25 protein-coding genes are annotated in these 22,835 nt (G+C 58.9%); 2 read left to right on the plus strand and 23 right to left on the minus strand.

Annotated elements, in window-relative coordinates:
• Positions 1 to 52: 52 nt before the first annotated feature.
• The 10 genes from amrA to nadE all read right to left on the minus strand — a co-directional run bounded on the left by amrA (position 53) and on the right by nadE (position 7,967).
• Entirely contained in the window at positions 53 to 541 is a 489-nt protein-coding gene (gene amrA / locus K9L28_00790; protein ID MCF7934870.1) for an AmmeMemoRadiSam system protein A, read from the minus strand.
• Between the two features lie 117 nt (positions 542 to 658).
• Entirely contained in the window at positions 659 to 1,447 is a 789-nt protein-coding gene (locus tag K9L28_00795; GenBank protein ID MCF7934871.1) for a hypothetical protein, read from the minus strand.
• A gap of 39 nt (positions 1,448 to 1,486) precedes the next feature.
• Positions 1,487 to 2,518, minus strand: coding sequence for a tRNA preQ1(34) S-adenosylmethionine ribosyltransferase-isomerase QueA (gene queA, locus K9L28_00800; protein ID MCF7934872.1), 1,032 nt, complete (start codon positions 2,516 to 2,518; stop codon positions 1,487 to 1,489).
• Between the two features lie 79 nt (positions 2,519 to 2,597).
• Complete coding sequence (locus K9L28_00805) at positions 2,598 to 3,983, minus strand: SpoIID/LytB domain-containing protein (protein ID MCF7934873.1); 1,386 nt, start codon at positions 3,981 to 3,983, stop codon at positions 2,598 to 2,600.
• Positions 3,980 to 4,204 carry a DUF2905 domain-containing protein gene (locus K9L28_00810; protein MCF7934874.1) on the minus strand — a complete coding sequence of 75 codons (225 nt, stop codon included), beginning with the start codon at positions 4,202 to 4,204 and terminating at the stop codon, positions 3,980 to 3,982. Before K9L28_00810 ends, K9L28_00805 begins: the two co-directional genes overlap by 4 nt.
• A gap of 37 nt (positions 4,205 to 4,241) precedes the next feature.
• Positions 4,242 to 5,282 carry a Holliday junction branch migration DNA helicase RuvB gene (gene ruvB / locus K9L28_00815; protein MCF7934875.1) on the minus strand — a complete coding sequence of 347 codons (1,041 nt, stop codon included), beginning with the start codon at positions 5,280 to 5,282 and terminating at the stop codon, positions 4,242 to 4,244.
• 7 nt (positions 5,283 to 5,289) lie between these two features.
• The gene (ruvA, locus tag K9L28_00820; GenBank protein MCF7934876.1) at positions 5,290 to 5,892 is read right to left on the minus strand and encodes a Holliday junction branch migration protein RuvA; all 603 of its coding nucleotides are present in this window, start codon (positions 5,890 to 5,892) and stop codon (positions 5,290 to 5,292) included.
• 48 nt (positions 5,893 to 5,940) lie between these two features.
• Positions 5,941 to 6,432, minus strand: a complete 492-nt coding sequence (gene ruvC, locus K9L28_00825; GenBank protein ID MCF7934877.1) for a crossover junction endodeoxyribonuclease RuvC — start codon at positions 6,430 to 6,432, stop codon at positions 5,941 to 5,943.
• Positions 6,429 to 7,175, minus strand: a complete 747-nt coding sequence (locus tag K9L28_00830) for a YebC/PmpR family DNA-binding transcriptional regulator (GenBank protein MCF7934878.1) — start codon at positions 7,173 to 7,175, stop codon at positions 6,429 to 6,431. Before K9L28_00830 ends, ruvC begins: the two co-directional genes overlap by 4 nt.
• A 30-nt stretch (positions 7,176 to 7,205) precedes the next feature.
• Positions 7,206 to 7,967 carry an NAD(+) synthase gene (gene nadE, locus K9L28_00835; GenBank protein ID MCF7934879.1) on the minus strand — a complete coding sequence of 254 codons (762 nt, stop codon included), beginning with the start codon at positions 7,965 to 7,967 and terminating at the stop codon, positions 7,206 to 7,208.
• Positions 7,968 to 8,109: 142 nt separating this feature from the next.
• Between nadE and K9L28_00840 the strand changes: the two genes are divergently transcribed.
• Positions 8,110 to 9,744: a radical SAM protein gene (locus tag K9L28_00840; GenBank protein MCF7934880.1), complete on the plus strand. Its 1,635-nt coding sequence runs from the start codon at positions 8,110 to 8,112 to the stop codon at positions 9,742 to 9,744.
• Between the two features lie 111 nt (positions 9,745 to 9,855).
• Positions 9,856 to 10,257, plus strand: coding sequence for a nickel-responsive transcriptional regulator NikR (nikR, locus tag K9L28_00845; GenBank protein ID MCF7934881.1), 402 nt, complete (start codon positions 9,856 to 9,858; stop codon positions 10,255 to 10,257).
• A 320-nt stretch (positions 10,258 to 10,577) separates the two neighbouring features.
• On the opposite strand, the gene argF is transcribed toward nikR, so the two are convergent.
• The 13 genes from argF to K9L28_00910 all read right to left on the minus strand — a co-directional run bounded on the left by argF (position 10,578) and on the right by K9L28_00910 (position 22,833).
• Positions 10,578 to 11,525: an ornithine carbamoyltransferase gene (gene argF, locus K9L28_00850; protein MCF7934882.1), complete on the minus strand. Its 948-nt coding sequence runs from the start codon at positions 11,523 to 11,525 to the stop codon at positions 10,578 to 10,580.
• A 135-nt stretch (positions 11,526 to 11,660) separates the two neighbouring features.
• A complete protein-coding gene (locus K9L28_00855) occupies positions 11,661 to 12,902 on the minus strand; it encodes an arginine deiminase (GenBank protein ID MCF7934883.1) in 1,242 nt (413 codons plus the stop codon).
• A 40-nt stretch (positions 12,903 to 12,942) separates the two neighbouring features.
• Positions 12,943 to 14,178, minus strand: coding sequence for an arginine deiminase (locus K9L28_00860; GenBank protein MCF7934884.1), 1,236 nt, complete (start codon positions 14,176 to 14,178; stop codon positions 12,943 to 12,945).
• Positions 14,179 to 14,335: 157 nt separating this feature from the next.
• Entirely contained in the window at positions 14,336 to 15,178 is an 843-nt protein-coding gene (speB, locus tag K9L28_00865) for an agmatinase (protein MCF7934885.1), read from the minus strand.
• Positions 15,175 to 16,038, minus strand: coding sequence for a polyamine aminopropyltransferase (gene speE / locus K9L28_00870; protein MCF7934886.1), 864 nt, complete (start codon positions 16,036 to 16,038; stop codon positions 15,175 to 15,177). The genes speB and speE overlap by 4 nt, the downstream gene beginning before the upstream one ends.
• 12 nt (positions 16,039 to 16,050) lie before the next feature.
• Complete coding sequence (locus K9L28_00875) at positions 16,051 to 16,518, minus strand: arginine decarboxylase, pyruvoyl-dependent (GenBank protein ID MCF7934887.1); 468 nt, start codon at positions 16,516 to 16,518, stop codon at positions 16,051 to 16,053.
• Positions 16,519 to 16,554: 36 nt separating this feature from the next.
• Complete coding sequence (gene ispG, locus K9L28_00880; GenBank protein MCF7934888.1) at positions 16,555 to 17,610, minus strand: flavodoxin-dependent (E)-4-hydroxy-3-methylbut-2-enyl-diphosphate synthase; 1,056 nt, start codon at positions 17,608 to 17,610, stop codon at positions 16,555 to 16,557.
• 23 nt (positions 17,611 to 17,633) lie between these two features.
• The gene (gene rseP, locus K9L28_00885) at positions 17,634 to 18,668 is read right to left on the minus strand and encodes an RIP metalloprotease RseP (GenBank protein ID MCF7934889.1); all 1,035 of its coding nucleotides are present in this window, start codon (positions 18,666 to 18,668) and stop codon (positions 17,634 to 17,636) included.
• A gap of 18 nt (positions 18,669 to 18,686) precedes the next feature.
• Entirely contained in the window at positions 18,687 to 19,847 is a 1,161-nt protein-coding gene (gene dxr, locus K9L28_00890) for a 1-deoxy-D-xylulose-5-phosphate reductoisomerase (GenBank protein ID MCF7934890.1), read from the minus strand.
• Positions 19,848 to 19,861: 14 nt separating this feature from the next.
• Positions 19,862 to 20,695: a phosphatidate cytidylyltransferase gene (locus K9L28_00895; protein ID MCF7934891.1), complete on the minus strand. Its 834-nt coding sequence runs from the start codon at positions 20,693 to 20,695 to the stop codon at positions 19,862 to 19,864.
• Positions 20,673 to 21,377, minus strand: a complete 705-nt coding sequence (gene uppS / locus K9L28_00900; GenBank protein MCF7934892.1) for a di-trans,poly-cis-decaprenylcistransferase — start codon at positions 21,375 to 21,377, stop codon at positions 20,673 to 20,675. The genes K9L28_00895 and uppS overlap by 23 nt, the downstream gene beginning before the upstream one ends.
• 8 nt (positions 21,378 to 21,385) lie before the next feature.
• Positions 21,386 to 22,009: a uracil-DNA glycosylase gene (locus K9L28_00905; protein ID MCF7934893.1), complete on the minus strand. Its 624-nt coding sequence runs from the start codon at positions 22,007 to 22,009 to the stop codon at positions 21,386 to 21,388.
• Positions 22,006 to 22,833 (minus strand): hypothetical protein, encoded by an 828-nt coding sequence (locus tag K9L28_00910; protein ID MCF7934894.1) that lies wholly within the window; start codon positions 22,831 to 22,833, stop codon positions 22,006 to 22,008. Before K9L28_00910 ends, K9L28_00905 begins: the two co-directional genes overlap by 4 nt.
• Positions 22,834 to 22,835 lie beyond the last annotated feature (2 nt).

Genomic DNA, 22,835 nt, shown 5'->3' on the forward strand with positions numbered 1-22,835 from the left:
GGTGTACCAAGTGGCCTCATGGGTGCACTGCTCTGCGGAAGCGCCCATTCCATCACGACCTTTCGCGGTATCGATTCACCTCGAAGCGCTTAATGGTAACGCCAGAGAGTGACTGAAGCCCCGCTTTATGGGCAGCGACGGCCAGCTGGTGCTCGACGGTGTCGATCCCTTCCAGATCAGGCAGGAGAACCCCTCGGGCGATCCCCTGTTCTACGATGACTCCCCATCGTTTGGGATCCAGCTGGTTCGTATCGCGCACCTCCTCCGGTGTCGACAGTACGTCCACGGAGACAATGATATCCGGAAGCTCTTCGTTTTGCACCCGTGGAAACCGGGGATCATGGAGAGAGGCTGCGATGGCGTTGGCCGCGATCTCCTCGGCCAGATTCCCGTAAGCAGGCAATATGGTGCCAATGCATCCTCGCAATTCGTCATGCGCTTTTTTCAACGTCACAAAGCAAGCCCTGCTGGTTTCCCAGAGTGCCCTCTGTCCGCTCACGGCCAGGGCGTCCTGCCATCCGAGGGTTCGTCTCTCCGTCACAATCGTCTCTACCTGTTGTCGGGCGAACAACACGTAGGGATGCGGGTTGCGGGGTGCTGTTTCTGTTTGTTCTCTTTCCTCACTCATGCGTACACCGTCCTTTCTCCACGACCCTCTCTATCGCTTCCAGAGGGCTGTGCAGTACCCGACCCCGAAGGGGCCTTCGTAGGAAAGGAGCTCCATTGTCTCCCCCAGTCCCTGTGCCAGCCCCAGCAGCATAAGCACGGAACGGAGACCGCATTCCGCTGCCTCTTCGAGCTGATGGGTGGAGAGGCGGAAGAGTGGATCCGGAGAGGTGTCGCGGATCGCCTGACAGACCGCTTCATCAAACTGCTTTCCCACAGGAGAAAACCCCGCCGGAGCGCTGTAGGTCAAACGGTGCGACAGGTCCCCGCTTGCGATCAGCGCCAACGACGACGTCTCGCCGATGGGGGCCAGGGCTTTCCCAGCCTGGAAGGCTTCCTCCGGGTTCAGGCCGAGTGGATTGGCCAGAACCAGTTTGGGTAGCTGCTTCCAGCCTTTTTGGAAATAGTAGAGAGGGATAATGGCTGCGTGGTCCAGAGGCTGCCTTGGCTTTTCTTCCCAGCTAACGGGAAGGCCGGCTTCACCTACGGTTTGGTGGATTCGCCTGGCTACGCCGGGCGAACACTCGGCGTTGATGCCCGCTTCAGGCGCGCCGAACTGGGCGAGATCCCCGGCGAAGCTGTCGCCGACAATGCAGTGCAGTCCCTTGCCGAGTCTGTGGTGCGGCGTGAGGATGACGGCCGTGTCCGGCACGGCATCCCGGGTTCTGTCGGCAAGCTCCTGCATGCCTTGTACGGTGGCCTTGGATTCCTGCTCTCTTCCGCGTCCCACATCCGGGACAATGATAGGAGGATGGGGTGTCAGACATCCCCATAGCCACATCTGCGGTCACCTCCAAACAAGTTTTTGCCGGCGGCGTATCTAGAGAATAAGCATGGCATCGCCGAAGGAGAAAAACCGGTACTGTTGCCTGACGGCTTCCCGGTAGGAGGCCATAACGGCTTCGTAGCCGCCAAAGGCCGCCACAAGCATCAGCAGCGTACTGCGGGGGAGATGGAAATTGGTGATCAGGCCGTCGATGACAGTGAATTCGTATCCTGGATAGATAAAGATATCGGTCTGTCCGTTTCCGGCGGCGACGGTCCCATCTTCACGCCCCATGGTTTCAAGAACACGTACAGCTGTTGTCCCGACGGCGATCACCCGCTTCCCGCGGCCTTTGGTCTCGTTGATCTCCTTTGCCGTCTTTTCAGGAATCGAGAAACGTTCCGTGTGCATGTGATGTTCCCGCACATCCTGAGCCCGAACCGGCTGGAAGGTGCCGGGGCCGACATGGAGGGTCACCGGGGCGATCCCTACGCCCTTCTCTCTGAGCGTTGCCATCAGTTCAGGCGTAAAATGCAGTCCTGCAGTGGGCGCCGCTATCGATCCGTCCTCGTCGGCGTAGATTGTCTGGTACTGGGCAGGGTCCGCATCGGTCTCTCCAATGTAGGGCGGAAAGGGGACCTCGCCCAGTGTCTGGAGCACCTCCCGCACCTGCTCCGCTGAATCGAAGGCGACCAGACGTTTCCCCGATTCGAGACGTTCCGTAATCGTGACGATGGTGCCGTTGCCAAGTTCCAGGGTTGTCCCCGGCGGAGCCTTCTTTCCCGGACGTACCATGGCTTCCCATTGGTTGGCCAGGCAATCGTTTCTGGGCTGGATCAGCAGGATCTGGATACGGGCGCCGGTTGGCACCTTTCGGCCGTACAGTCTCGCCGGGATCACCCGAGAGGTGTTGACCACCAGTGTATCACCAGTCTCCAGAAATTCGGAAATCTCAAAGAACTGTCTATGAAACCGCTCCCCCGTTCTGCGGTCGAGAACGAGGAGCTGTGAGCTGTCCCTTGGCACCACCGGATTCTGTGCGATACGGGTTTGAGGAAGGTCGTATTCGTAGGCTTCGGCCCGCATGAGCTGTTGCTGATGATCCATTCCTTCTCTCTTTTCGCTCTCCATGGTCCAGGGGTCCTCCCATCCAGAGGAACAGAGGTTAGTAGCGGGTTATCTCGGTGCCGGGGAAATAGTGCTGCAGTATTCTCCGGGTACTCCAGCCGTGGTCCGCCAGGCTTTTCGCCCCCCACTGGGAGAGGCCCACACCGTGTCCCCACCCCTTTCCGCGGAGCACGAAGGTGTCGGACGCACCCCCGCCGGTACGCACTGAAGAGGTAGTCTCTGCACCGTTTTGCCGGCTGTTGCTCAGTTCTCTGAGGAGATAGTCCGATCGTTTTTGGGGATGGACAAGCATGTCCATCAGCTCCTCTGTGGTGAAGTGCCCCTGGCGAGTCAGGGTGATCAGCAGGTCTTCATCCGCCTCGTCTGCGTTGAGTGCCGCCTGCAGGGCGCCGTCGCCCTCCGGGGCATTCCCCTGCGGGGGTGCTGGTGTGTCCGGGCTGTCGCCATGTACGGTGAAGACGGTGCTTCTCATGACCTTGCTCCCCAGAGCCATGCGGAGTCTGTGGGCGGAGACCTCTGTGCTGCCGGCGGTTCCTGAAATCCGCACAGTGTGTACCCGTCCGCCGGGGGTGCTTCTGTGGGGGGTCATGGATTGTACGGTTCCCACAGAGACTCCGAGCTTCCGGAGCGCTTTCTGGAGCTGTGCTCTGCTGATTCTCGCCGACCAGTCGGAATGTTTGGACTGATAGTCGATGGGCTCCTCCCGGGCAACGAGGTAGGGATAGCTGCCGCCCCAGACATTGGACACATCGGCGGTAACGCCTCCGCTGTCGGCGTGGAAAACCGTGAGTGCCAGCTTGCCGTTGTAGGTGACCACCTGGCCCCTGGTCCGATTGATCGCCCGGTCCAGCCGAGGGTCCTCGGCGTTCACGCCTCGATAGGCCTGGCAGTGAGGTTTGGCACAGAGGTCGAAGCCCTCCTCTTCGTGGCGGTGCAGATGCTTCAGGGCGTAGGTGCGGGCGACGATGGCCTGTGCCTCAAGGGCTGCCATCGGCCATGAGGGGTTGACCTCCATCTTCAATACACCGCGCAGGTAGGATTCAATAGGAAGCGCGTTGATCAGGGTCAAACCACCTGAACGGCGGATCAGCTTGAGGCTGCCGCGGTAGGGGTGGTTTTCCCATTCGAGCGGTTGTTTCCCGTACACCTTGACGGGAAGGGAGAGGGATGTGTTGCCCACCATGAGCCGATTTGTTCCGGTCAGACTGATTGCCGCACTCCCCCGCTCTGTTGCCCGTTTTCCCCCGGCATCCACAAAGGTGAAGGTCCCTTTCGAATGGATCACTCCCCGCTGGATGTTTTTGTCGATGCCAATGCGCAGAAAGGGTTCGGCGGCAATGCCGACGGGGGTCTGCGCGAAGAGGGATACCCCCGCCACAAGAGCTGCAAGCAGGAGATACTGTAGTGCTCCTCTTGGGTTCACTGGAACCATCTCCTTGCCAGGGAGATGAGAACGCTGAGGACAACGCTTATCAGCAGCATCGACGCAAGAGGGGCAACAAAGGTGACATTCTTTTTCTTTATTACGATATCTCCCGGCAGTCGACCCAGGGGTACCCCAGCCTTTCCGATGAAAAACGCGAGTACTCCAGCTACAAGCAAGGCGATACCGGTTACGATGAGGATCTTACCGAGCGATACCATCGCACCACTCCTCTTCCGAACTCAAAATGGTGTTCTGTTATCCTCTGTCAAAGAGGGAGAGCTGCTGTGTGTTGCCGCCGGGGGGAGGGACACCGAGGAATTGAAAGGCTTTCACCGTCGCCTTCCTTCCACGGGGTGTCCGTTCGATATATCCCTGCTGGATCAGAAATGGTTCGTAGATATCTTCAATGGTTTGCGGCTCTTCGTTCATGGCGGCGGCCAGGGTCGCCAGCCCTACGGGTCCCCCGCCGAAGAGATTGACGATGATATGAACAAGATTTCTGTCCTGTTGGTCCAGCCCGCTGTCGTCGACACCGAGCATCTCCAGCGCCTGTTGGGCGAGCTCCTCGGAGATGTACTCCGCTCCCTGTACCTCGGCGACATCCCGGACCCGCCGCAGAAGGCGGAGCACCACCCTCGGGGTGCCGCGGGAGCGTTTGCCCAGTTCCTCCGCCGCCGCTTCGGAAAGGGTTACCCCCAGCTGCTGTGCTCCCCGTTCTGCAATCCTCCCCAGCTCCCCGGTTGTATAGAGGGAGAGCTGTTCGACGATGCCGAATCTCGAACGCAACGGTGACGTGAGCAGCCCGAGCCGTGTCGTTGCCCCCACGAGTGTAAAGGGAGGGAGATTCAGCCGGAGATTACGGGCCATCGGGCCCTTGCCCACAATGATGTCCAGCGCAAAATCCTCCATGCCGGGATAGAGGATCTCCTCTACATTGGAGCCGAGGCGATGGATTTCATCAATAAAGAGGACATCCCGGGGTTGCAGGTTAGAGAGGATGGCGGCCAGATCACCCGGGCGTTCCAGCGCGGGGCCTGTGGTGACCCGGAGTTCCCCGCCCATCTCCTGGGCGATAATGCCGGCCAGAGTGGTTTTCCCCAGTCCCGGTGGTCCGAAAAAGAGAATGTGATCAAGGGCTTCCTCACGTCGCCCCGCAGCTTCGAGATAAATGGCGAGTTTCTCGCGCAACGACTGTTGCCCGATAAACTCCGAGAGTTTCCTGGGACGCAGTCTGGGGAACTCTTCCTCGCTATGCTTTTGTCCTGGACCGACTATCCTGTTTTCCGCATCGGTGATGGTAGCCTCACCTCATTTTCTGGAGACTGCGTAGCGAGGCCTGCAGGAGCGCCTCTTCCGAGAGATCGTCTCCCTGCTCCTCTTTGACCTGGTGCGTTGCCAGGGAGGCCTCCTGAGCCGAGAATCCCAGTGTCTGCAGCGCTTCGACCACGGAGTGAGCGCTGCTTCCCGGGGCTGTCGCGGTTCCGCGTTCCTGGTTGTGCCCGGGTAATTTCAGTATGCGTTCCTTCAGTTCGAAGCAGATACGCTCCGCTGTTCGCTTTCCGATACCGGGCACGGAGGACAGGACAGCGACATCCTGTTCGACAATGGCGTTCACCAGGGTGTGGAAATCGTACATACGAAGCATAGCCATCGCCACCTTGCCCCCCACCCCCTTCACCATGATAAAATGCTCGAAGAGGAGCCGCTCCCGGCTGTCCGCAAAACCGTACAGCATTGCCCCTCCGTCGTAGAGCTGCAGCGAGACGTATACCGTAGCGGATTCTCCCTGCCGGACAGTGGCGGTCACCTGCTGCGAAGAGGTGATGCGGAACCCAAGCCCGTTGACATCGAGTACCACCATGTCGGAAGAGACGGTTACCGCCGTTCCTGTCAGAAATTCGAGCACAACATCACAGCCTTTCCGAAGCAATGGATCAAGGACCGGGATCCCCGGTTACCGTGGGGTTCGGTGCATGGTGACGCCGGTGCAGGCTACAGCGAGGGCATCGGCGATATCGTCCGGGCGGGGGATCTCTGTGAGGCCCAGTAGGCGGCAGACCATCCGCTGGAGCTGTGTCTTATCGGCGTTTCCGTATCCGCTGACCGCAAGCTTTACCTCCGACGGTTTGGGTTCCACAATGGGAATCTGGCGTTCGGCCCCGAACAGCAACACCACGCCCCGGGCCTGCCAGACCATTTCGGCTGTGGTGGTGTTTCGGCCAAAGAAGAGTTTCTCCACGGCGAGGAGGTCCGGCGCACAGCTCTGGAAGACCTCTCGAAGCGACGATCCCAAAACCAGAAGCCGTTCGGGGATCGATTGCCGTGGGGAGGTCTCGATACACCCCGATTCTTCCACGATGAGAGAGGAGCCTTCTTCGACGATCAGACCATAACCGAGACGCCCCAGTCCTGGATCGATGCCGAGGCAGCGTATCCCCACCGCTATCCTATCTTCTCCAGAATCCGGTCGGGGATGTCGAAGTTGCTGCTCACATTCTGTACATCATCCTGATCCTCGAGGACCTCAAGCAGCTTGAACAGCTTTTCCGCTTCCTTCTCATCTTCCACAGGTACCGTCGTTTTGGGAATCAGCTGCACCTCTGCCTCAAGCACCGGATATCCGGTATCCCGGAGCTGGTTGGAGACATCCATGAGTGTGGAAGGGTCGCAGTAGACGTAGAACTGGTTTCCCTCCCGGTTCATGTCCTCGCCTCCTGCTTCAAGCACCTCCAGCAGCAGTTCGTCCTCATCCACACCGCCGCTGACAGTGACGACGCCTTTCCGGTCAAAGATCCAGGCCACACAGCCGGCTTCGCCGAGGGAACCGCCGTTGCGTGCGAGCAGTGCGCGCAACTCGGCGGTGGTTCTGTTCCTGTTGTCGGTGGTGGCCTGCACCATAATGGCCACACCGGCCGGGCCGTAGGCCTCGTAATAGACCTCTTCGAATTGGGCGCCTTCGATCTCCCCTGTTCCGCGCTTGATGGCACGGTCGATGTTGTCTGCAGGAACGGAGTCGCTTTTAGCACGTTCGATGGCGGATTTGAGCTGTATGTTCATCGAGGGATCGCTGCCCCCCTCCCGTGCGGCGACCATGATTGCGCGGATATGCTTTTGGAAGATATTCCCCTTTTTTGCGTCCTGGGCGGCCTTCCTGTGCTTGATGTTCGCCCACTTTGAATGCCCTGCCATATCAATCACCTCAAAGAAAAAAGTTGGCCACTATGCGTTGTGCCTCTCCCCCGTTTGCAGTGTGCAGATCGGCGGCATGGTTCGCTTATGCTCGGACCGGGCCATCTGTCTCTGGACGAATGCCGCTGCCTCGGGGTCCTCGGATTCGCCGAGGAGAAAGGCGTCGAGCCGGGAATAGCTGAGTCCCATCTCGTCCTCGTCGGTCTGACCCGCCCAGAGACCGGCGGAGGGCGGTTTGTCGAGAACCGATTCGGGAACGCCGAGGTGGCGTCCCAGCGCGTTGACCTCACACTTGACCAGATCTCCCAGGGGAAGCAGATCGCAGCCGGAGTCACCGAATTTTGTAAAGTATCCAATGGAAAGCTCGATTTTATTCCCCGTTCCGCAGACCAGATAGCGTCGCTCCTGGGCTAGGGCGTACAATGTTACCATCCGCAGCCGCGGTTTGATGTTGGCCTGTGAAAGTTGTTTGGGATCACGCCATTCCTCTTCGGGAAGGGCGGAAACCAGCGCATTGTAGGCTGCATCCAGGGGTACAGTGCAACATGGGAGCTCAAGTCGCTCCGCCACGAGTCGGGCGTCCTGCGCGTCTGCTTGGTCGCTGTGGCAGGGCATGATCACCGTCTGAACGCCGTAGCCGGTCCGTTGCAGGAGTGCCGCCACCACTGCCGAGTCGATCCCCCCGCTGAGCCCAACAATCCCCCCTTCCATACCGGCTGCACGGATCTGTTGGGTAAGCCATTGCGTGATACGCTTTGTGATGTATACTGCTTCAAATCGTGGTTCCGGCATGGAGATACGCCACCCTTCATGGGAAAATGCGTGATTATTCTAGCACAGAGCCCCGTACTGTTCAGGGAGTGATCCGATGACCACAGCGCTTATCGTTGACGGATATGTAGATGAACCTGCCTGTTTTGGCGTGCCTCCGTACGTGTCGCCCTATGTGCGGTATCTGTACGGTGTCCTGTCGGTGCATGGCTTCGAACCGCTTTACCGGACCTGTGACAGCTGGCGGGAGCAGCCTGACCCCGTACTCTGGAATCAAGTCGAGCTGATCGCCGTCATTGCGGGTATTGCGGTGCCGGGACGATACCGCGGCGGATCGCCCCTGACGCTGGCTGAGCTGGAGGGTCTCGCGAGAATGCCTCGTCGCGGTCCCCTTGTGGTGGGAGGCGCGATCAGCAGGGGGTACACCCTCCAGGGGGGGAGCACCGCCCGGAAGGTCCAGGCCCTGGATGTCGACTGTTTCTGTACCGGTGATCCTGAAGCGGTGGTGGACCACTTTCTCAAAACCGGAGCGTGGGTCCCGGGCAAGCGGCGCACCTATCAGTTGTTGCAGCCCTGGGCCACCGAGGGAGCACGTCTCATCCCGCATCATCCCGGTTTCCCCTGGTTGACGATGGAGATGGAGCTGTCTCGGGGGTGCACCAGGAATGACGGGCATTGCAGCTTCTGTACCGAGGGCTGGTTCATGCCTGTGGAGGAACGGGATGTCTCCATGGTGACCGAGGAGGTCGCCGCCCTTGCGGAACAGGGGGCGGACGCCTTCCGTCTCGGCCGTTGTTCCGACATCCTCACATATGGAGGGAACACGGGAAGCCCTGCCGACCAGCCGTCGCCCGGGGTTTTGGAGAAGCTTTACAAAGGTGTCCGATGTGCCGCCCCATCGCTTGCCGTCCTGCACACCGATAACTGCAACCCCAGAGGCGTGGTGCGATACCCCGGGGCGGCTGCGGAGGCGATTGGCGTCATCGCTTCCCAAAACACAGCTGGGGATATCCTGTCTTTCGGTATCGAGTCGCTTGATCCCGAGGTGCTGCGCCGTAACAATCTCAAGGTCAGCGCCGAAGAGGCCTTTACCGCTGTGGAGGTTGTCAATACCGCGGCAGCAGGGTACAGCGCCCGACGGATGCTCCCGTCTCTTCTTCCCGGGCTCAACCTTCTTTTCGGGCTGGCCGGTGAGCGGAACGATTCCCTTGACTGGGTGACCGCCCTCCTGGAACGGCTTCTCGCTTCGGCGCTCACTGTCCGACGGATCAACATACGACGGGTCATGGTTTTCCCGGAGCTTCCCCTCCATTCGCTTCTGGAAGAGCATCCCTCCAGATTGAAGCATGCCCGATACAGACGATGGAAGCGCTGGGTGCGTGAGGAGGTGGATCCGGTGTTTCTCCGTCGGGTGGCTCCTTTCGGCACCATTATTAAGGGGGTGCGTCTCGAGGGGTTTCAGGGAAATACCGCCTTTGGAAGACCGCGGGGCAGCTATCCCCTGCTTGTGGGGCTGCCGGGCTGCCGTGAAGAGATCGGTTCCGTCAGGGATGTGGCTGTGGTCGGACAGGGAGGACGGTCCGTAACGGCGGTTCCCTATCCGTTCAACCCCAATCATGCGTCGCCCGAGATGTTGCGCTCCATCCCGGGGTTCGGAAACGCCAGGGTCAAGCGCCTGGTTGCCCACCGCCCCTTTCAGGATACCACGGCACTGGCGGCGGCCCTTGATGACCCTGGGCTTCTATCTACGCTGCGTCCCCTTCTTGCCGAGAACGAAGATCCCTTTGATGCACAGTAGCTTGGTGGTTCAGACAATCCGCAGGGGACCGGATGAGGCATGAACAGGCGTAGACCGAGGGAGGCTGCCGCAGTAAGGCTGGACAATTCATAGAATGGGTTGGTGTTGGCTTTGGGACAGGTCTTGCGTTTTAGTGTTTCCATGGACGAGAAACTGCTTGAGGAGTTCGACAGATGGATAGCCAAAAGCGGATTCCCTACCCGCTCCGAGGCGCTCCGGCAGTTGATCCGCACCTTTGTTACGGAAACCAAGTGGAAGGAGAATGTCGGCGAAGTATGGGGAACGGTGACCGTCACCTATAACCATCACGACCATGATGCGTCACAGGCGCTCACCCACCTCCAGCACACCTTTGGCGAGGTGATTATCTGCACGACCCATATCCATATGGATGCCGACAACTGCCTGGAGGTGATCATCCTGCGTGGAGAGGTGCAGCGCGTACGGGAATTTGTGGAGTCCCTGCCCGGGCTGAAGGGCGTCCGCAACACCACACCGTCGATCACCTCGTAGCAGAAAAAGGATTGGCAACGGGAAGAGGAGCGGCGCAAAAAAAGAGGGGCAGCCGACGGCTGCCCCGAATCGTTAGATTCCTCACCCGGAGGGCGAACACCCGCTTCCCGCTTTGGGCAGCGGATCCCCCTCTATCATAATCACCGTCTTCCCACGGCATGATGGGCACTTGATCGTACGCTCCTGCTCTCCCACCACGAACTCTTCACCACAGGACAGACATTTGAATATACGGGTATGCTCCATGACATTCCCCCCTTTACCTCTGGCCTACCAGGGTCATTATACCCCCTTCCCCTATTAGGGGCAAGAGGTAAGTGCTAGATGTCCCCGATCGTGGCCACCATGACCGCTTTGATGGTGTGGAGTCGGTTTTCGGCCTGGTCGAACACCTTTGACTGCACTGATTCAAAGACCTCCTCCGTCACCTCGTTGCCTTTCACGGCAGGGAGACAGTGCAGGAAGATGGAATCGTTGCGTCCGGTTGCGTTCATCAGTTCGGTGTTGACCTGATAGGGCTTGAGCAGGGCGATGCGTTCCTGTGCTTTGTCCTCCTCCCCCATGGATGCCCAGACGTCTGTGTAGACCGCGTTGGCGTTCCGAACAGCCTCCCGGGGGTTATCGGTAACGGTGATGGTTGCGTGGTTGTCCCTGCCGATCTGCTGGCAGGAGGTGACCAGCTCCTCTTCGGGGAAGAGCTCCTTCGGAGAGGCGATGACACAGTGCATGCCCATCTTGGCGGCGCCGATCATCAGCGAGTGGGCCATGTTGTTCCGTCCGTCACCGACGTAGACCAGTTTTGTTCCTTTGAGTATGCCGAAGTTCTCCCGAATAGTGAGGAAGTCGGCGAGGATCTGGGTGGGGTGGTAGCTGTCGGTCAAACCGTTCCAGACGGGTACCCCGGCATGGGTCGCCAGGGCTTCCACCATGGACTGCTTGAATCCCCGGAACTGGATCCCGTCGAACATCCTTCCCAGCACCCTGGCGGTGTCCTGTACGTCTTCCTTGCCGCCCAGGTGGATGTCGTTCTTTCCCAGGAATTCGGGGTGGCCGCCTTCGTCAATGCAGGCTGCCGTAAAGGCGCATCTTGTTCTGGTGGAAGACTTCTCGAAAAGAAGGGCCACGTTTTTCCCCGCCATTGAAGTGCCTCTGATTCCACAGCGTTTCTTCTGCTTGAGGTCCCCCGAAAGATCCAGCAGAAAGGTGATTTCCTCGGTGCTGAAATCCTTCAGTGTCAGAAAGCTACGTCCTTTTAGATTCAATGCCATCGATGATCTTCCTTTCAATTAGGGTAATAAAAAATATTTTATTGAAATTCACTAATATGCTTTAGTGCTTAACAATTATTGTTCAATTCGGTCTGCCGGGAGGAAACGGCACCCATGAAGATGCGATTTTCTGCGTCACTCGGACAGGGGTTCCCGGAGGAGCGGCATGCTCATGCAGCGTGGCCCACCCCGTCCCCGACCGAGTTCGGCCCCCCGGATCTCGTAGACCTTGACACCGTTCTCCCGGAGATAGCGGTTGGAAACGATGTTACGACGGTAGGTCACCACCTCGCCGGGAGCGATGGACAGGGTGTTTGTCCCGTCGTTCCACTGATCCCGGGCGGCGGCCACGGGATCCCCGCCTCCTGTTTCGATCAGCCTGATCCTGTCGAGTTCCAGGGTGCGCTGGAGACACTCCTCCAGATTGTCGTGCTCGATGATCTTCTCGAGGTTGCCTTCTTCGTCGTAGAGCAGCTCCGCAACCTTGATCCGTTTGCCCAGGCCCGGATAGATCGTGCAGGCATCCCGGTCCACCATCGTGAACACGGTGTCCAGGTGCATGGAAGCCCGGATCTTGGGAATGTCCACCGCCAGGACACGGCGGATTCCAACTCTCTGGGCCAGACGACGTCCAACAATCTGGGCGGCGCCCGCATTGGTCCGCTGGCTGATCCCTATCGCGACTGTATCCTCGGAGAGGACCAGGACATCGCCGCCTTCTATCGTGTAGGGGTAGGTGTCCCGGAGTTCATCGCCGAAGATGATCTTTATGTGTTCAAAATATGGGTGGTGCTTGAAGATATACCTGCTGTAGAGAGGCTCCCTCCCCCGGGCATTGAAATTCATGACGCTCAGGATGACGCCGTCGTTGATAAAGCAGTGGGGATCCCGCTGGAAATAGAGGTTTGGAAGAGGGCGGATCAGGAAATCATCGGGACCGGTGACCCGAAGCACCAGGCTTCTGCAGGAACCGAGCATGGGTTCCGCTTCCCGATGGGAGAGCCCCGTGACGAGGATCTCGGCGAGTTCGTCGGTATCCATCTCCATGAAGTTGATCTTCAGGGCAAGCGCCAGGGGTACATCCAGGGCCTCCAGGGAGAGAACCTCGTCCACCAGAGACGAACGGATCTCCTGATCCCGGAGGATGTCGGCCAGACAGTTCTGGTAGTAGACCACCTCCACGCCGTTATCCCTGAGGAGGTCGGCGAAGGCATCGTGTTCCTTTTGCGCCTCTTCCACCCAGAGGATATCGTCAAAGAGCAGCTCATCCTTGTTCTCTATGGTCAGTCGCTCCAATTCGCGGCCAGGCCGATGCAGCAGTACCCGTTTCAGCCTCCCGATTTCCGAGCCTACGAAAAAGGATCTTTTGCTATTCATGCGTGTCCCTCCCCCTCGGAGATTCCTGCCTGTATCGCTGTTACAGCTCGTCGCGACTCAGAGGCATAACGATGCAACGGGGCCCTCCTCTTCCTTTCACCAGCTCCGAACCACGTGCCTCGAGTACCTTGATTCCATGTTCCCGGAGATGCTGATTGGAGACCACATTCCGCCGGAAGGTCAACACCTCGCCCGGCGAAAGAGCGAGGGTGTTTGTGCCGTCGTTCCACTGCTCCCGGGCTGAGGCCACAGGATTCCCCGCTCCGGTTTCGATAAAACGGATCTCTTCCCTGTGGAGAAGCTGTTCCAGCACCGTGCCGAGTTGCTCCGGTTCGGTGATGGACTCCACCTCACCATCGCTGCTATAGGTGATCAGATAGAGCGAAAGGGATTCCCGAACCCCCGGAAAGATCGTGAAGGTGTCCCTGTCAACCATGGTGCATACCGTATCGAGATGCATATAGCTCCGTCGCTTGGGGATGTCTACGGCGAGGACATGCCTGATGCCCTGCATGCGGGCCAGCTGCTGCCCTACCACCTGTACCGCGCCGGCAGTGGTTCGCTCGCTGATCCCTATGGCGACACTTTCGTTATTTAAAACCAAAAGATCTCCGCCCTCGAAGTGGTAGGGTGTTCCGCCGGACGGGGTTGCTCCGAAAATCACAGGTGTGGACGCAAAGCGGGGATGGTGTTCGAAGATATATCTGGCGTAGAGGGACTCCCGCCGGCGGGCGGCAAACTGCATGACACTCACCAGCGCACCGTTCCCCACAAAGGCGTAGGGATCCCTCTGGATATAGAGGTTTGGAAGCGGGCGGATCAGGAAATCCTTCTCCGAAAGCATGCGCAGGACGAGACTTCTCCGGGGGAGGTAGGGAGTGGCCTCGGAGCAGGTGAGCCCCGCCACCAGGATGTGAGCAAGCTCCCCGGCTTCCAGCCCGCTGAGAGCATCCTTGAGAGATGCCACAAGGGGATGGTCCAATGCCTCCAGGGCGAAGACCTCGTCGAGCAGATGCCCTCTCGTTTCGAGATTTTTCAGGATTTCGGAGAGGCACTCCTGGAAATAGAGCAGATCCACATCGTTTTCCCGTAGAATCGAGGTCAACACCCGGTGCTCCCGCTGGGCCTCTTCTACCCACAGGATGTCGTCAAACAGCAGGGCATCCTTGTTCTCGATTGTCAGACGCTCCAGCTCGGCTCCCGGACAGTGCACCAGAGCGCTGGTGAGGCGCCCCACCTCCGAAGTGATGTGCACCCCTCTCCCCTCTTCAGGCATACAGATCCCCCCTTGGTAAAATGAACTGCGTGGTTCCTTGAGTTTACTTTTGTCTTTTATACCACATCTCTCCCCTGTTGCCAAATCAAATCAGAGTTTGGCATCTGCGGGGGCACCCTCTGCCGCGGTGGCCCGGCGAGACGCGGGCGGAAAGCCTTCAGGAAAGGAGCAGGAGGAGTTCGCGGACGATCTTCGCGGCGAGCAGAGAGGTGATGTTGTTGCAGTCCAGAAGCGGAGAGACCTCCACCAGGTCGAACCCCACAACATTCAGTGACTGCAGCGCCGGGAGAGCCTGGAAGAAGTCGCCGCTCATCCAGCCCCCAGGTTCGGGAGTGCCGGTTCCAGGCGCACAGGCGGGGTCGAAGACATCGATGTCCAGGGTGATGTACAGAGGCCTCCCCAGAAGGGCCGGTGCGAGCTCTGCCAGAACGCCGGGGGTACTCCCGGGGTAGAATCCGGTATGGTCGCTTGCCCATTGGTACTCCTCTTTTGTGGCGGAGCGGATGCCTGTCTGTGTGAGGGAAGAGGAATGTTGCAAAAGGTTGGCTGCTACCTGACGCATCACCGTTCCATGGCTCATGACGCCTCCATGGAGCGATTCCCGGAGATCCGCGTGGGCATCGATATGGAGCACCCGGACATCCGGGTAGACAGCGGTGACGGCGGCAAGGACCGCCCAGGACACCAGATGTTCGCCGCCCAGCACCACCGGACGTTTCCCCCGGGAGAGGATCCTTGCCGCGACGGATTCAATGGTGGCCAGCGATGTTGTGAGTTCGCCGATCGGAAAGTGCAGGTCGCCGATATCTGCGAAGGCAACCTCATCGAGGCTTTTCCGCAGACTGCAGCTGAACTCCTCGAGGTGCCAGGATTCATTCCTGATTTCCCGCGGCCCGTTCCTCGTTCCGGGTTGGCGGGATACCGTGGCGTCCAGAGGGGCGCCGAAAAGCACCCAGTCCTCCCGGGAAGGGGTGCGGCTGGAACCCATGAACCGCGTCATTCTCTGGAGGTCCTGATCATGTCCGAGAGGAAGGGCGGAAGCACAAAGGCGGCACGGTGGACCGACGAGCTGTAGTAGCGTGTTGATCTGGCGGGCAGGGTGCGCCGCGGTTCTCCGGGGTCAAGGACCTTCGATCCCACGGCATAGGTCCACATCCCTGTCGGGTAGGTGGGCAACGCCCCCCAGCAGAGTGCCGTGACAGGGAAGACGGTGCTCAATTCCCTGTAGGCGCCCTGTACGAGTTCGGGCTCGGCAAAGGGGGACTCCGTTTGGGCGATCATGATCCCCTCGGGACGGAGCGCCTTCGCGACATCCCGGTAAAAGGGGGCCCGGAAGAGCCCGGCGGCGAAATCAACCGGATCGGTGCTGTCCACAACCACAATGTCAAAGCTGCCGGATTGCCCCTTGATGTACGCAAGGGCATCCGCTGTGAGCAGCGTGACGCGATCCTCATCGAGAGCCTTGCTCACCTTCGGGAAGAAGTCCCGCGAGGCGCGGGTGACCTCGGGGTCGATATCGACCAGCACCGCCTCTTCAATGGAGTCGTGTTTCAACAGTTCCCTGATGACGCCTCCATCCCCTCCTCCGACCACCAGGGCCCGTTTTGGCGACGGGTGGGCGCAGCTGGGGATATGGGCCATCATCTCGTGGTAGGCAAACTCGTCCGCCTCGGTGATCTGGATTGCGCCGTCCAGAGCCAGGAGATTCCCGTACTGCTGGGTCTCGACCACAAGCAGGTGCTGGTAGGCCGTCTGAATGTTGCGTAGCACCCGCTTAATCCGGAGTCCCAGCCTGAGATCCCGGGTTTGGTATTCGGTGAACCACAGATCATAATCACGACGTTCCTGTTGTACATCCATGGGCGTCTTCCTTTACCGATAAAAGAGCGGGCAGGCAGCGATGACGCAACCGCAATGTTCGACGGTGTGCTCGATGGACTTCACCTTCACTTCACCAAGGGGAATGCCGCGAAATGAAAAGGCCTCCCGCACCATCTCCTCCACCTGGATCGCTGCCCTGTCAGCCGAACAGCGGCCGGAAAACTCCATGATCATGCCGGAGTCTCCGCTGTCTTCCGGAACGCCCACCCCTATTCCTGCAGCGATGGTCTCACCGGGTGTGGTGCTCTGGAGAGAACCGTAGGCCACCGGCAGAAGGGAACCCAGCGGCATGTCGAATTGCGAGACGAAAAGGCAGCCCGGCGGGAGAACACTGCTCACACGGAGAAGATTCATGTTGCCGATCCGGGCATCCAGGAGCGCTGCGTCGAAGGCGGTCAGCTCCGTTTCCGCCTCTCCTTTCCCTATCACAAGCGTGTACTGTGTCGGTACGGGCAGCATGCCTCGTACCCCCTTTCAAAAATGAGTGATCTCTGTCTACCGCTGCCCCCTCTGGGCTTCCTCGAGGAGAATCCGGACAACGGCATCGATCTCCATGGGCGGAAGATGGCGAACAAAACGGCCATGTTTGAACAGAACCATCCCCTCGCGAGCTCCGGCTACGCCGATGTCGGCTTCCATCGCCTCCCTGGGGCCGTTGACCTCACAGCCCATCACAGCGATCTTGATCCCCGAGGGGAACCGGGCGAGATGGGGTTCGATGCTTTTGGCGACCCCGAAGACATCCATCTTTTTCCGTCCGCAGGTGGGACAGGAGATCAGCTCCGCGCCATGTTGCCGTATCTCCAGCGCCGAGAGAAGCGCAAAGCCGACACGGGGTTCTTCACTGGAGGGGCCTGTCAGGCTCACCCGCAGCGTGTCCCCTATCCCCTGGGAGAGCAGGAGCGCGAGCCCCGCCGAGGATTTGACAGTACCGGTCATGCCTGTCCCTGCTTCCGTGATGCCGATGTGGAGAGGATAGCTGTACCGTGAAGCCAGGAGCTGATTCGCCCGCACCGTTTCGGGTATCGATGTGGACTTGGCGGAGATGATCATATTGTCGAAGCCGCAGTCCTCCAGCAGGCCGACCTGCTCGCCCACTGCGCAGGCAAGAGCCGTGCCCCTGTCCCCGTCTCCCTGCTCGAGGTGCCGTGTGCTCAGGGAGCCGGAATTGGCCCCGATCCTGATGACCGCACCCCTGTCCTGTGCGGTCTCCGAAATCCAGCGAATCTCCCCCGGCGGGAGATTGCCGGGGTTGATACGGATAGCAGGACAACCGGCTTCCAGCGCCAGAACAGCCAGCTTTGCAGAGAAGTGGATGTCCGCCATAAGAGGTATCGGCGAGGTGCGACAGAGACGCTTGAGTTGGGATACGTCCTGCTCCGACGGAAACGCAACCCGGGCAAGCTCGCAGCCCTCTTCGTGGAGAAGCTGGATCTCCTTGAGACAGGTATCGTATTCCTCGAGTGGGCTTTTCAGCATACTCTCCACTCGTACCGGCGCAGATCCTCCTATAGAAAGATTACCAACAGCGACTTCCCGTTCTGACAATATACCTCAACCTCTTTCCGCGGTCATTATCCCCAGAGGGAGACGACGTCTTTCCAGGTAATCACCAGTATGAGGGATATCAGTATCACGAATCCCGCCAGGTGGATATAGTATTCCCAACGCTCCGGCAGCCGCTTTCCGGTGATCATCTCCCCCAGGACGAAGAAGATCCTGCCTCCGTCGAGAGCCGGAAAGGGGAGAAGGTTCAGGATTCCCAGATGGAGGTTGATAACGGCCAGAAAGGAGAGGAATGGCCATATGCCCTGCCTGGCCGCCTTGCCCGCCATTTCGGCTATGCCGACCGGACCTGTGACGTCAACGCTCTGGCGGCCGGTAATCCAGGAGCCCAAAGCCCCGATGATTCTGCTGCTCATATCCCAGAGATAGGTGAAGGACCTGGAGAAAGAGGCGAGGATACCGTAGCGTTTCATCGATGGGCGTATGCCAAGCAATGGCACCCCGGACTCGGGGTTCGCTTTCAGAGGCACCGTCATGGTTTTGGTCCCGTCCCCGGTTTGGACCTCGAGCCGCACTGGATGCTCCGTGCCTGCATCGCGGATGGCCGCCGCCATGGTGTTCCAGTCTGTCACCTCTTTGCCATTGACGGAGAGTATGCTGTCCCCCTGTTCGAGTTCAGAGGTGGCGGCGGGATAGCCCGGCATGACCTCCCCGATCTTCGTGCTGTTCATATCAAGCACGCCGTGTCCGGAGAGGAGCAGCATCGTGAGGACAAGAGCCAGCAGGATATTCAGTACAGCTCCGTTGCAGAGGATCAGGAATCGCTGCCAGGGTTTTTTGGAGGGAAAGTCCTCGCCGGGCCGGACGGTTTCGTCCTCCCGTTCCTCCCCCATTCCTGCCAGCCGTACAAATCCGCCGATGGGAAAGATCCGAAGGGACCACATTGTATCACGCCACTGCTTTTGCTTGAGTACAGGCCCCATGCCGAAGGCAAATTCGTGCACCTGCACCCCCATCAGACGGGCTGTGATGAAATGGCCCCATTCGTGTATCATGACACAGATTGCTATTACGACAAGAAACGCGACGAGCGACATACCTATCCTCCTACCAACGGTCTGTTACAGTATTTGACCGACCTGTTTTCGTGCCTCAGCTTTTGCCCATTCAAGGATGGCAAGGGCCTCATCGAGTGATTCCGGTGCGGCCCCGCTGTGCCTGTTGAAGACATGTTCTATGATGCCGGGGATCTCGATCAACGAGATGCGCCTCTGCAGGAACGCATCGACGGCCACCTCGTCGGCCCCCACCAGCAGTGCAGGGTAGGGCCCTTCACGGCGGCAGGCTTCCTGGGCGAGGGCGAGACAGGGGAAGCGATCCGTATCGGGCGGGGTAAAGGTAAGCTGCAGATGTTCCGGAAACGCAACGGTGTACCCCGTGCCTGACAACGGCAGTCGATCCGGAAAGCCAAGCGCAACCGCACAGGGCTGTTTCATATCGGGTGAGGCGTAGAGCATCTTCGAAGAGCCGTCGATGAAGGTCACAATACCGTGTACCAGGGAATCGGGATGGATGAGGGCATGGACCTGATCCGCCCGGAGGTCGAAGAGCCGCATCGCCTCAAGAAGCTCAAGACCCTTGTTCATCAGTGTGGCGCTGTCGACGGAGATCTTCCCGCCCATGCGCCACACAGGGTGGCGGAGGGCCATCTCCGGCGTGGCCTGTGCCAATGTTTCCCGGTCATCATCACGAAAGGGACCTCCCGAAGCGGTCAGGAAGACGTCGGCGACCTGGTCTGTCCGTTCCTCCCGGAGGCACTGCCAGAGGGCGTTGTGTTCGCTGTCCAGAGGGCGCAGCTGTCCTTTCCGCTGGATGGACGGCAGTACCCAGGGGCCTCCTACGACGATACTCTCCTTATTCGCAAGAGAGACGTCCTTCCCTTCATTCAGTGCCGTTCGCAATGCCTGGATGGCCATGGTCCCGGAAGAGGCAAACACAATATGGTCGATACGATCGAGCCGCACCACCTCTTCCAGTGCTTCGGGGCCCTGGAAGAGGGTGGAAGCGTATCGTCCGGCCGGGAAGGCCTTTGCTGCTTCGGTGTCCGTCAAACCGATGTAACGCGGCTGGAATTCGTCACAGAGTTGCTGCATCTTGTCCACGTTTTTTCTGGCCACGATGGCTTCGACGGAGAATTGTTCGGGAAAGTGCCGACATACCCAGAGCACCGCGTCCGCTACGGTGCCTGTGGCGCCGATGACGGCAAGTCGTACCTGAGGGATCTCTCCTCGAGCATTCACTTGAGAACCACCTCAAACAGGATGAAGACACAGCTTGCGTTGAAGAGAATGCTGTCAAAGCGGTCGAGCATCCCCCCATGGCCGGGGATGAGAGCGCCGCTGTTCTTCTTGTGGGCCTCGCGCTTGAGCACCGATTCCCCAAGGTCTCCAAACTGCCCCAATGTGCCACAGATCAGACCGATGAGCAAGAGAGGAATGGGAGGGATTGCCAGGGCGAAGGAGATGAGGCTTGCCGCGAAGAGGCTCCCCAGCAGTCCCCCCGCCGCACCCTCCAGTGTTTTTTTGGGGCTTACAAAGGGGAAAAAGGGTTTTTCGCCCCACTGCATGCCGGCGACATAGGCGGTGACATCGGTGGCCCATGTACAGAGGAAAAGGGTCAGGAGCACCAGGAATCCCCAATTCTGATACCGGAGGTAGATCATCAAACACCAGGGAAGCACCACATAGGCGACCCCCGAGAGGGTTCCTCCAAGGTTCCTCAGGGCATCACTGGACTTGGTGCTCTGACGCCGGAGAATCTCCAGTATGAGAATGCCGATGCAGGCGACGGGGAAGACGGCCAGCGTAAGACCGTCGGAACAACTGAAGCCGGTAAGCACGATGGCCGACAGCCCTGCAATCATTCCGATACCACTGGATACGTGGAATTGGGAACGGACAAGGCAGTAGTATTCCCAGAGGGAGACCATGCCGATGAAACCGGCCACACAAAACCAGAACCAGCCGCCCAGATAGAGGCCGCAAACGATGGCGACCACAACGCCGGAACCGCTTGCCGTCCGAAGAAGGAAATTGCGTGCGTTCTGTTCAGGAAGTACCCGTTCCACCATACCGTCGGTCCCTTCTGATATATTCATTGATTGCCTCGTGGAGATCCTGTGCGGAAAAATCAGGCCAGAATTTCTCGGTAAAGTAGAATTCGCTGTAGCTTGATTGCCAGAGCCAGAAGTTGCTCAACCGATACTCGCCGCTTGTGCGGATAAGAAGATCCGGATCGGGGAGATCGGGGAGAAAGAGGCGGTCCGCAATGTCCTGTTCCGTGATTGGTGGGCGCTTCCCCTCTTCCAAAAGGCTGTTCACGGCCTGCATCACTTCCTGTCGCCCCCCGTAATTGAGGCAGACGATCAGGTCGATATCGGTGCCCTGTGCGGTTTCCCTTTCAGCCCAGGCGAGCATGCTTCTGATGTCCTCGGGGAGCTCCCGGAGGAGTCCGGCGAAACGGAGCCGTGCGCCTTCTCCGATCATTGTCTTGACCTTGCCGCGAACGTAGTAGCGGAACAATCCCATGAGCCCTTTGACTTCGGACCGCGGTCTCTTCCAGTTTTCCGTGGAAAACGCGTAGAGCGAAAGATGGGACACCCCCTCATCCTTGGCCGCCCTGACAATGCGTTCCACCGTTTTGACACCAGCGTGGTGCCCCATGATTCTCGGCAGATTGCGTGCTTTGGCCCACCGTCCATTTCCATCCATGATGATGGCGATATGTTGGGGAACCTTCCGTTTTTCCTGTATCACCACATCTACTCCCCGTTCCGCCACGCCTGTTTGATCTCTTGGATATCAACCCAGGTGAGATGTTTGGGGCTTCCCGTTTTGTTGGAGGCATTCCGTAGCAGATAGCTCGGATGGAACATGGGGCGTACCTGGATGCCCTTCCAGGGGAACCAATGCCCCCGCAGTTTCGTAATCCCTTCCGTGGTTTTCAGAATCCATTTTGTCGGTGTGTTCCCAAGACAGACAATCAGCCGCGGATTGATGAGTGCGATTTGGGAATGCAGAAACCCGTCGCAGGCTGTCATCTCCTCTATGGAAGGGTTGCGGTTGCTGGGGGGACGGCACTTGACCACATTGGTGATGAAGATCTCGTTCCGCCCGATACCGGCGGCTTCCAGTATCTTGTTGAACAGCTGTCCCGCCCTGCCGACAAATGGGATTCCCTGCTGATCTTCATCGCCGCCCGGTCCTTCTCCAATAAACATAAGATCCGTATGGGGATCGCCGTCACCGAAAACGACACGATTCCGCGAGGCGGAAAGAGGGCATTTGGTGCAGCCGCTCACCTGTCGCTGCAGTTCCTTCCAGCATTCTTCCCAGGTTGCCTGTCGTTCCGCTTCGTTCTGAGGGTACTTCAGCTCTTTTGTCATGGTACTACCCCGCTTACAATGATATCAACCTTGTGGACTTCAACGCCTGTGAAGTAACTCAAGCTGGAATGGACCCGCTGTTTGAGGAAGAGGGCCCGTTCAACGAGTGTGCTGCCCTGGAGTGAGAGGACCAGATGCACCTCGATATCAATCATGGCTTTCTCGATCTCCCGCACCTTGACCTCGGGGACATCCTCCACTTGGTGAGAGCGCAGACATATTGTCTTGACGATAACCCCGATTGCGTCAGGATCGATGTTCAACTCGCCGAGGAAACTGAAGGGGGGACGCACCACTGTCTTTTCTCCCTGATGCTGGTCCCGGTGCCAGAACACCTTCAACTTTCCAACCAGCTTTCCCGCAAAGTTGCGTCGCACCTGCACATAGGAAACGGGGATGACGTGTTGTCGCTTTTCCCGGCGATCGACCTGCGCCCGTTCGATCTCTTCTGTGGTCGCCACCTCTTCGATGCGAATGACCTGACGTTCCCGGGGCAGCGCCAGTTGGCGGAGTATCCTCTGGGCCATGCCTGCGGATGTGGCCACAATCATCAGGCGACAGGGCGCACTGGCGGCGAGATAGCCGTACACCTCTTCGCGGTGGTCCTCGAACTGAAAAAGCGCTCTCCGGATCGCCCGCACCTGGTTGTGTTCGGTTTTGGCGCTTTTCCCGCAGACGATCTGCCCTTTGCGTATCACCAGACCGTCGTCGATGATGATATCCACGTCAAGATTGCGGGCGACGACTTGTGCACGCTGACTCTTGCCCGTCCCGGCCGGTCCCACGAAGAGAAGCACTTGAATGTCCAGAGGTGTTTTGTTCATTG

Source organism: Synergistales bacterium (assembly GCA_021736445.1).
In the GTDB taxonomy this organism is placed as follows: domain Bacteria; phylum Synergistota; class Synergistia; order Synergistales; family Aminiphilaceae; genus JAIPGA01.

Coding starts and splice junctions, on each gene's coding strand:
- nadE (MCF7934879.1), bottom strand. CDS start 7,967: ATGCCGGAACCACGATTTGAAGCAGTATACATCACAAAGCGTATCACG.
- K9L28_00810 (MCF7934874.1), bottom strand. CDS start 4,204: ATGGTATCGCTCGGTAAGATCCTCATCGTAACCGGTATCGCCTTGCTT.
- speB (MCF7934885.1), bottom strand. CDS start 15,178: ATGACGCGGTTCATGGGTTCCAGCCGCACCCCTTCCCGGGAGGACTGG.
- K9L28_00875 (MCF7934887.1), bottom strand. CDS start 16,518: ATGCTGCCCGTACCGACACAGTACACGCTTGTGATAGGGAAAGGAGAG.
- K9L28_00795 (MCF7934871.1), bottom strand. CDS start 1,447: ATGTGGCTATGGGGATGTCTGACACCCCATCCTCCTATCATTGTCCCG.
- speE (MCF7934886.1), bottom strand. CDS start 16,038: ATGGATGTACAACAGGAACGTCGTGATTATGATCTGTGGTTCACCGAA.
- K9L28_00905 (MCF7934893.1), bottom strand. CDS start 22,009: ATGACAAAAGAGCTGAAGTACCCTCAGAACGAAGCGGAACGACAGGCA.
- K9L28_00860 (MCF7934884.1), bottom strand. CDS start 14,178: ATGCCTGAAGAGGGGAGAGGGGTGCACATCACTTCGGAGGTGGGGCGC.
- K9L28_00910 (MCF7934894.1), bottom strand. CDS start 22,833: ATGAACAAAACACCTCTGGACATTCAAGTGCTTCTCTTCGTGGGACCG.
- K9L28_00895 (MCF7934891.1), bottom strand. CDS start 20,695: ATGGTGGAACGGGTACTTCCTGAACAGAACGCACGCAATTTCCTTCTT.
- K9L28_00830 (MCF7934878.1), bottom strand. CDS start 7,175: ATGGCAGGGCATTCAAAGTGGGCGAACATCAAGCACAGGAAGGCCGCC.
- queA (MCF7934872.1), bottom strand. CDS start 2,518: ATGCGGGCCGAAGCCTACGAATACGACCTTCCTCAAACCCGTATCGCA.
- K9L28_00855 (MCF7934883.1), bottom strand. CDS start 12,902: ATGAATAGCAAAAGATCCTTTTTCGTAGGCTCGGAAATCGGGAGGCTG.
- argF (MCF7934882.1), bottom strand. CDS start 11,525: ATGGCATTGAATCTAAAAGGACGTAGCTTTCTGACACTGAAGGATTTC.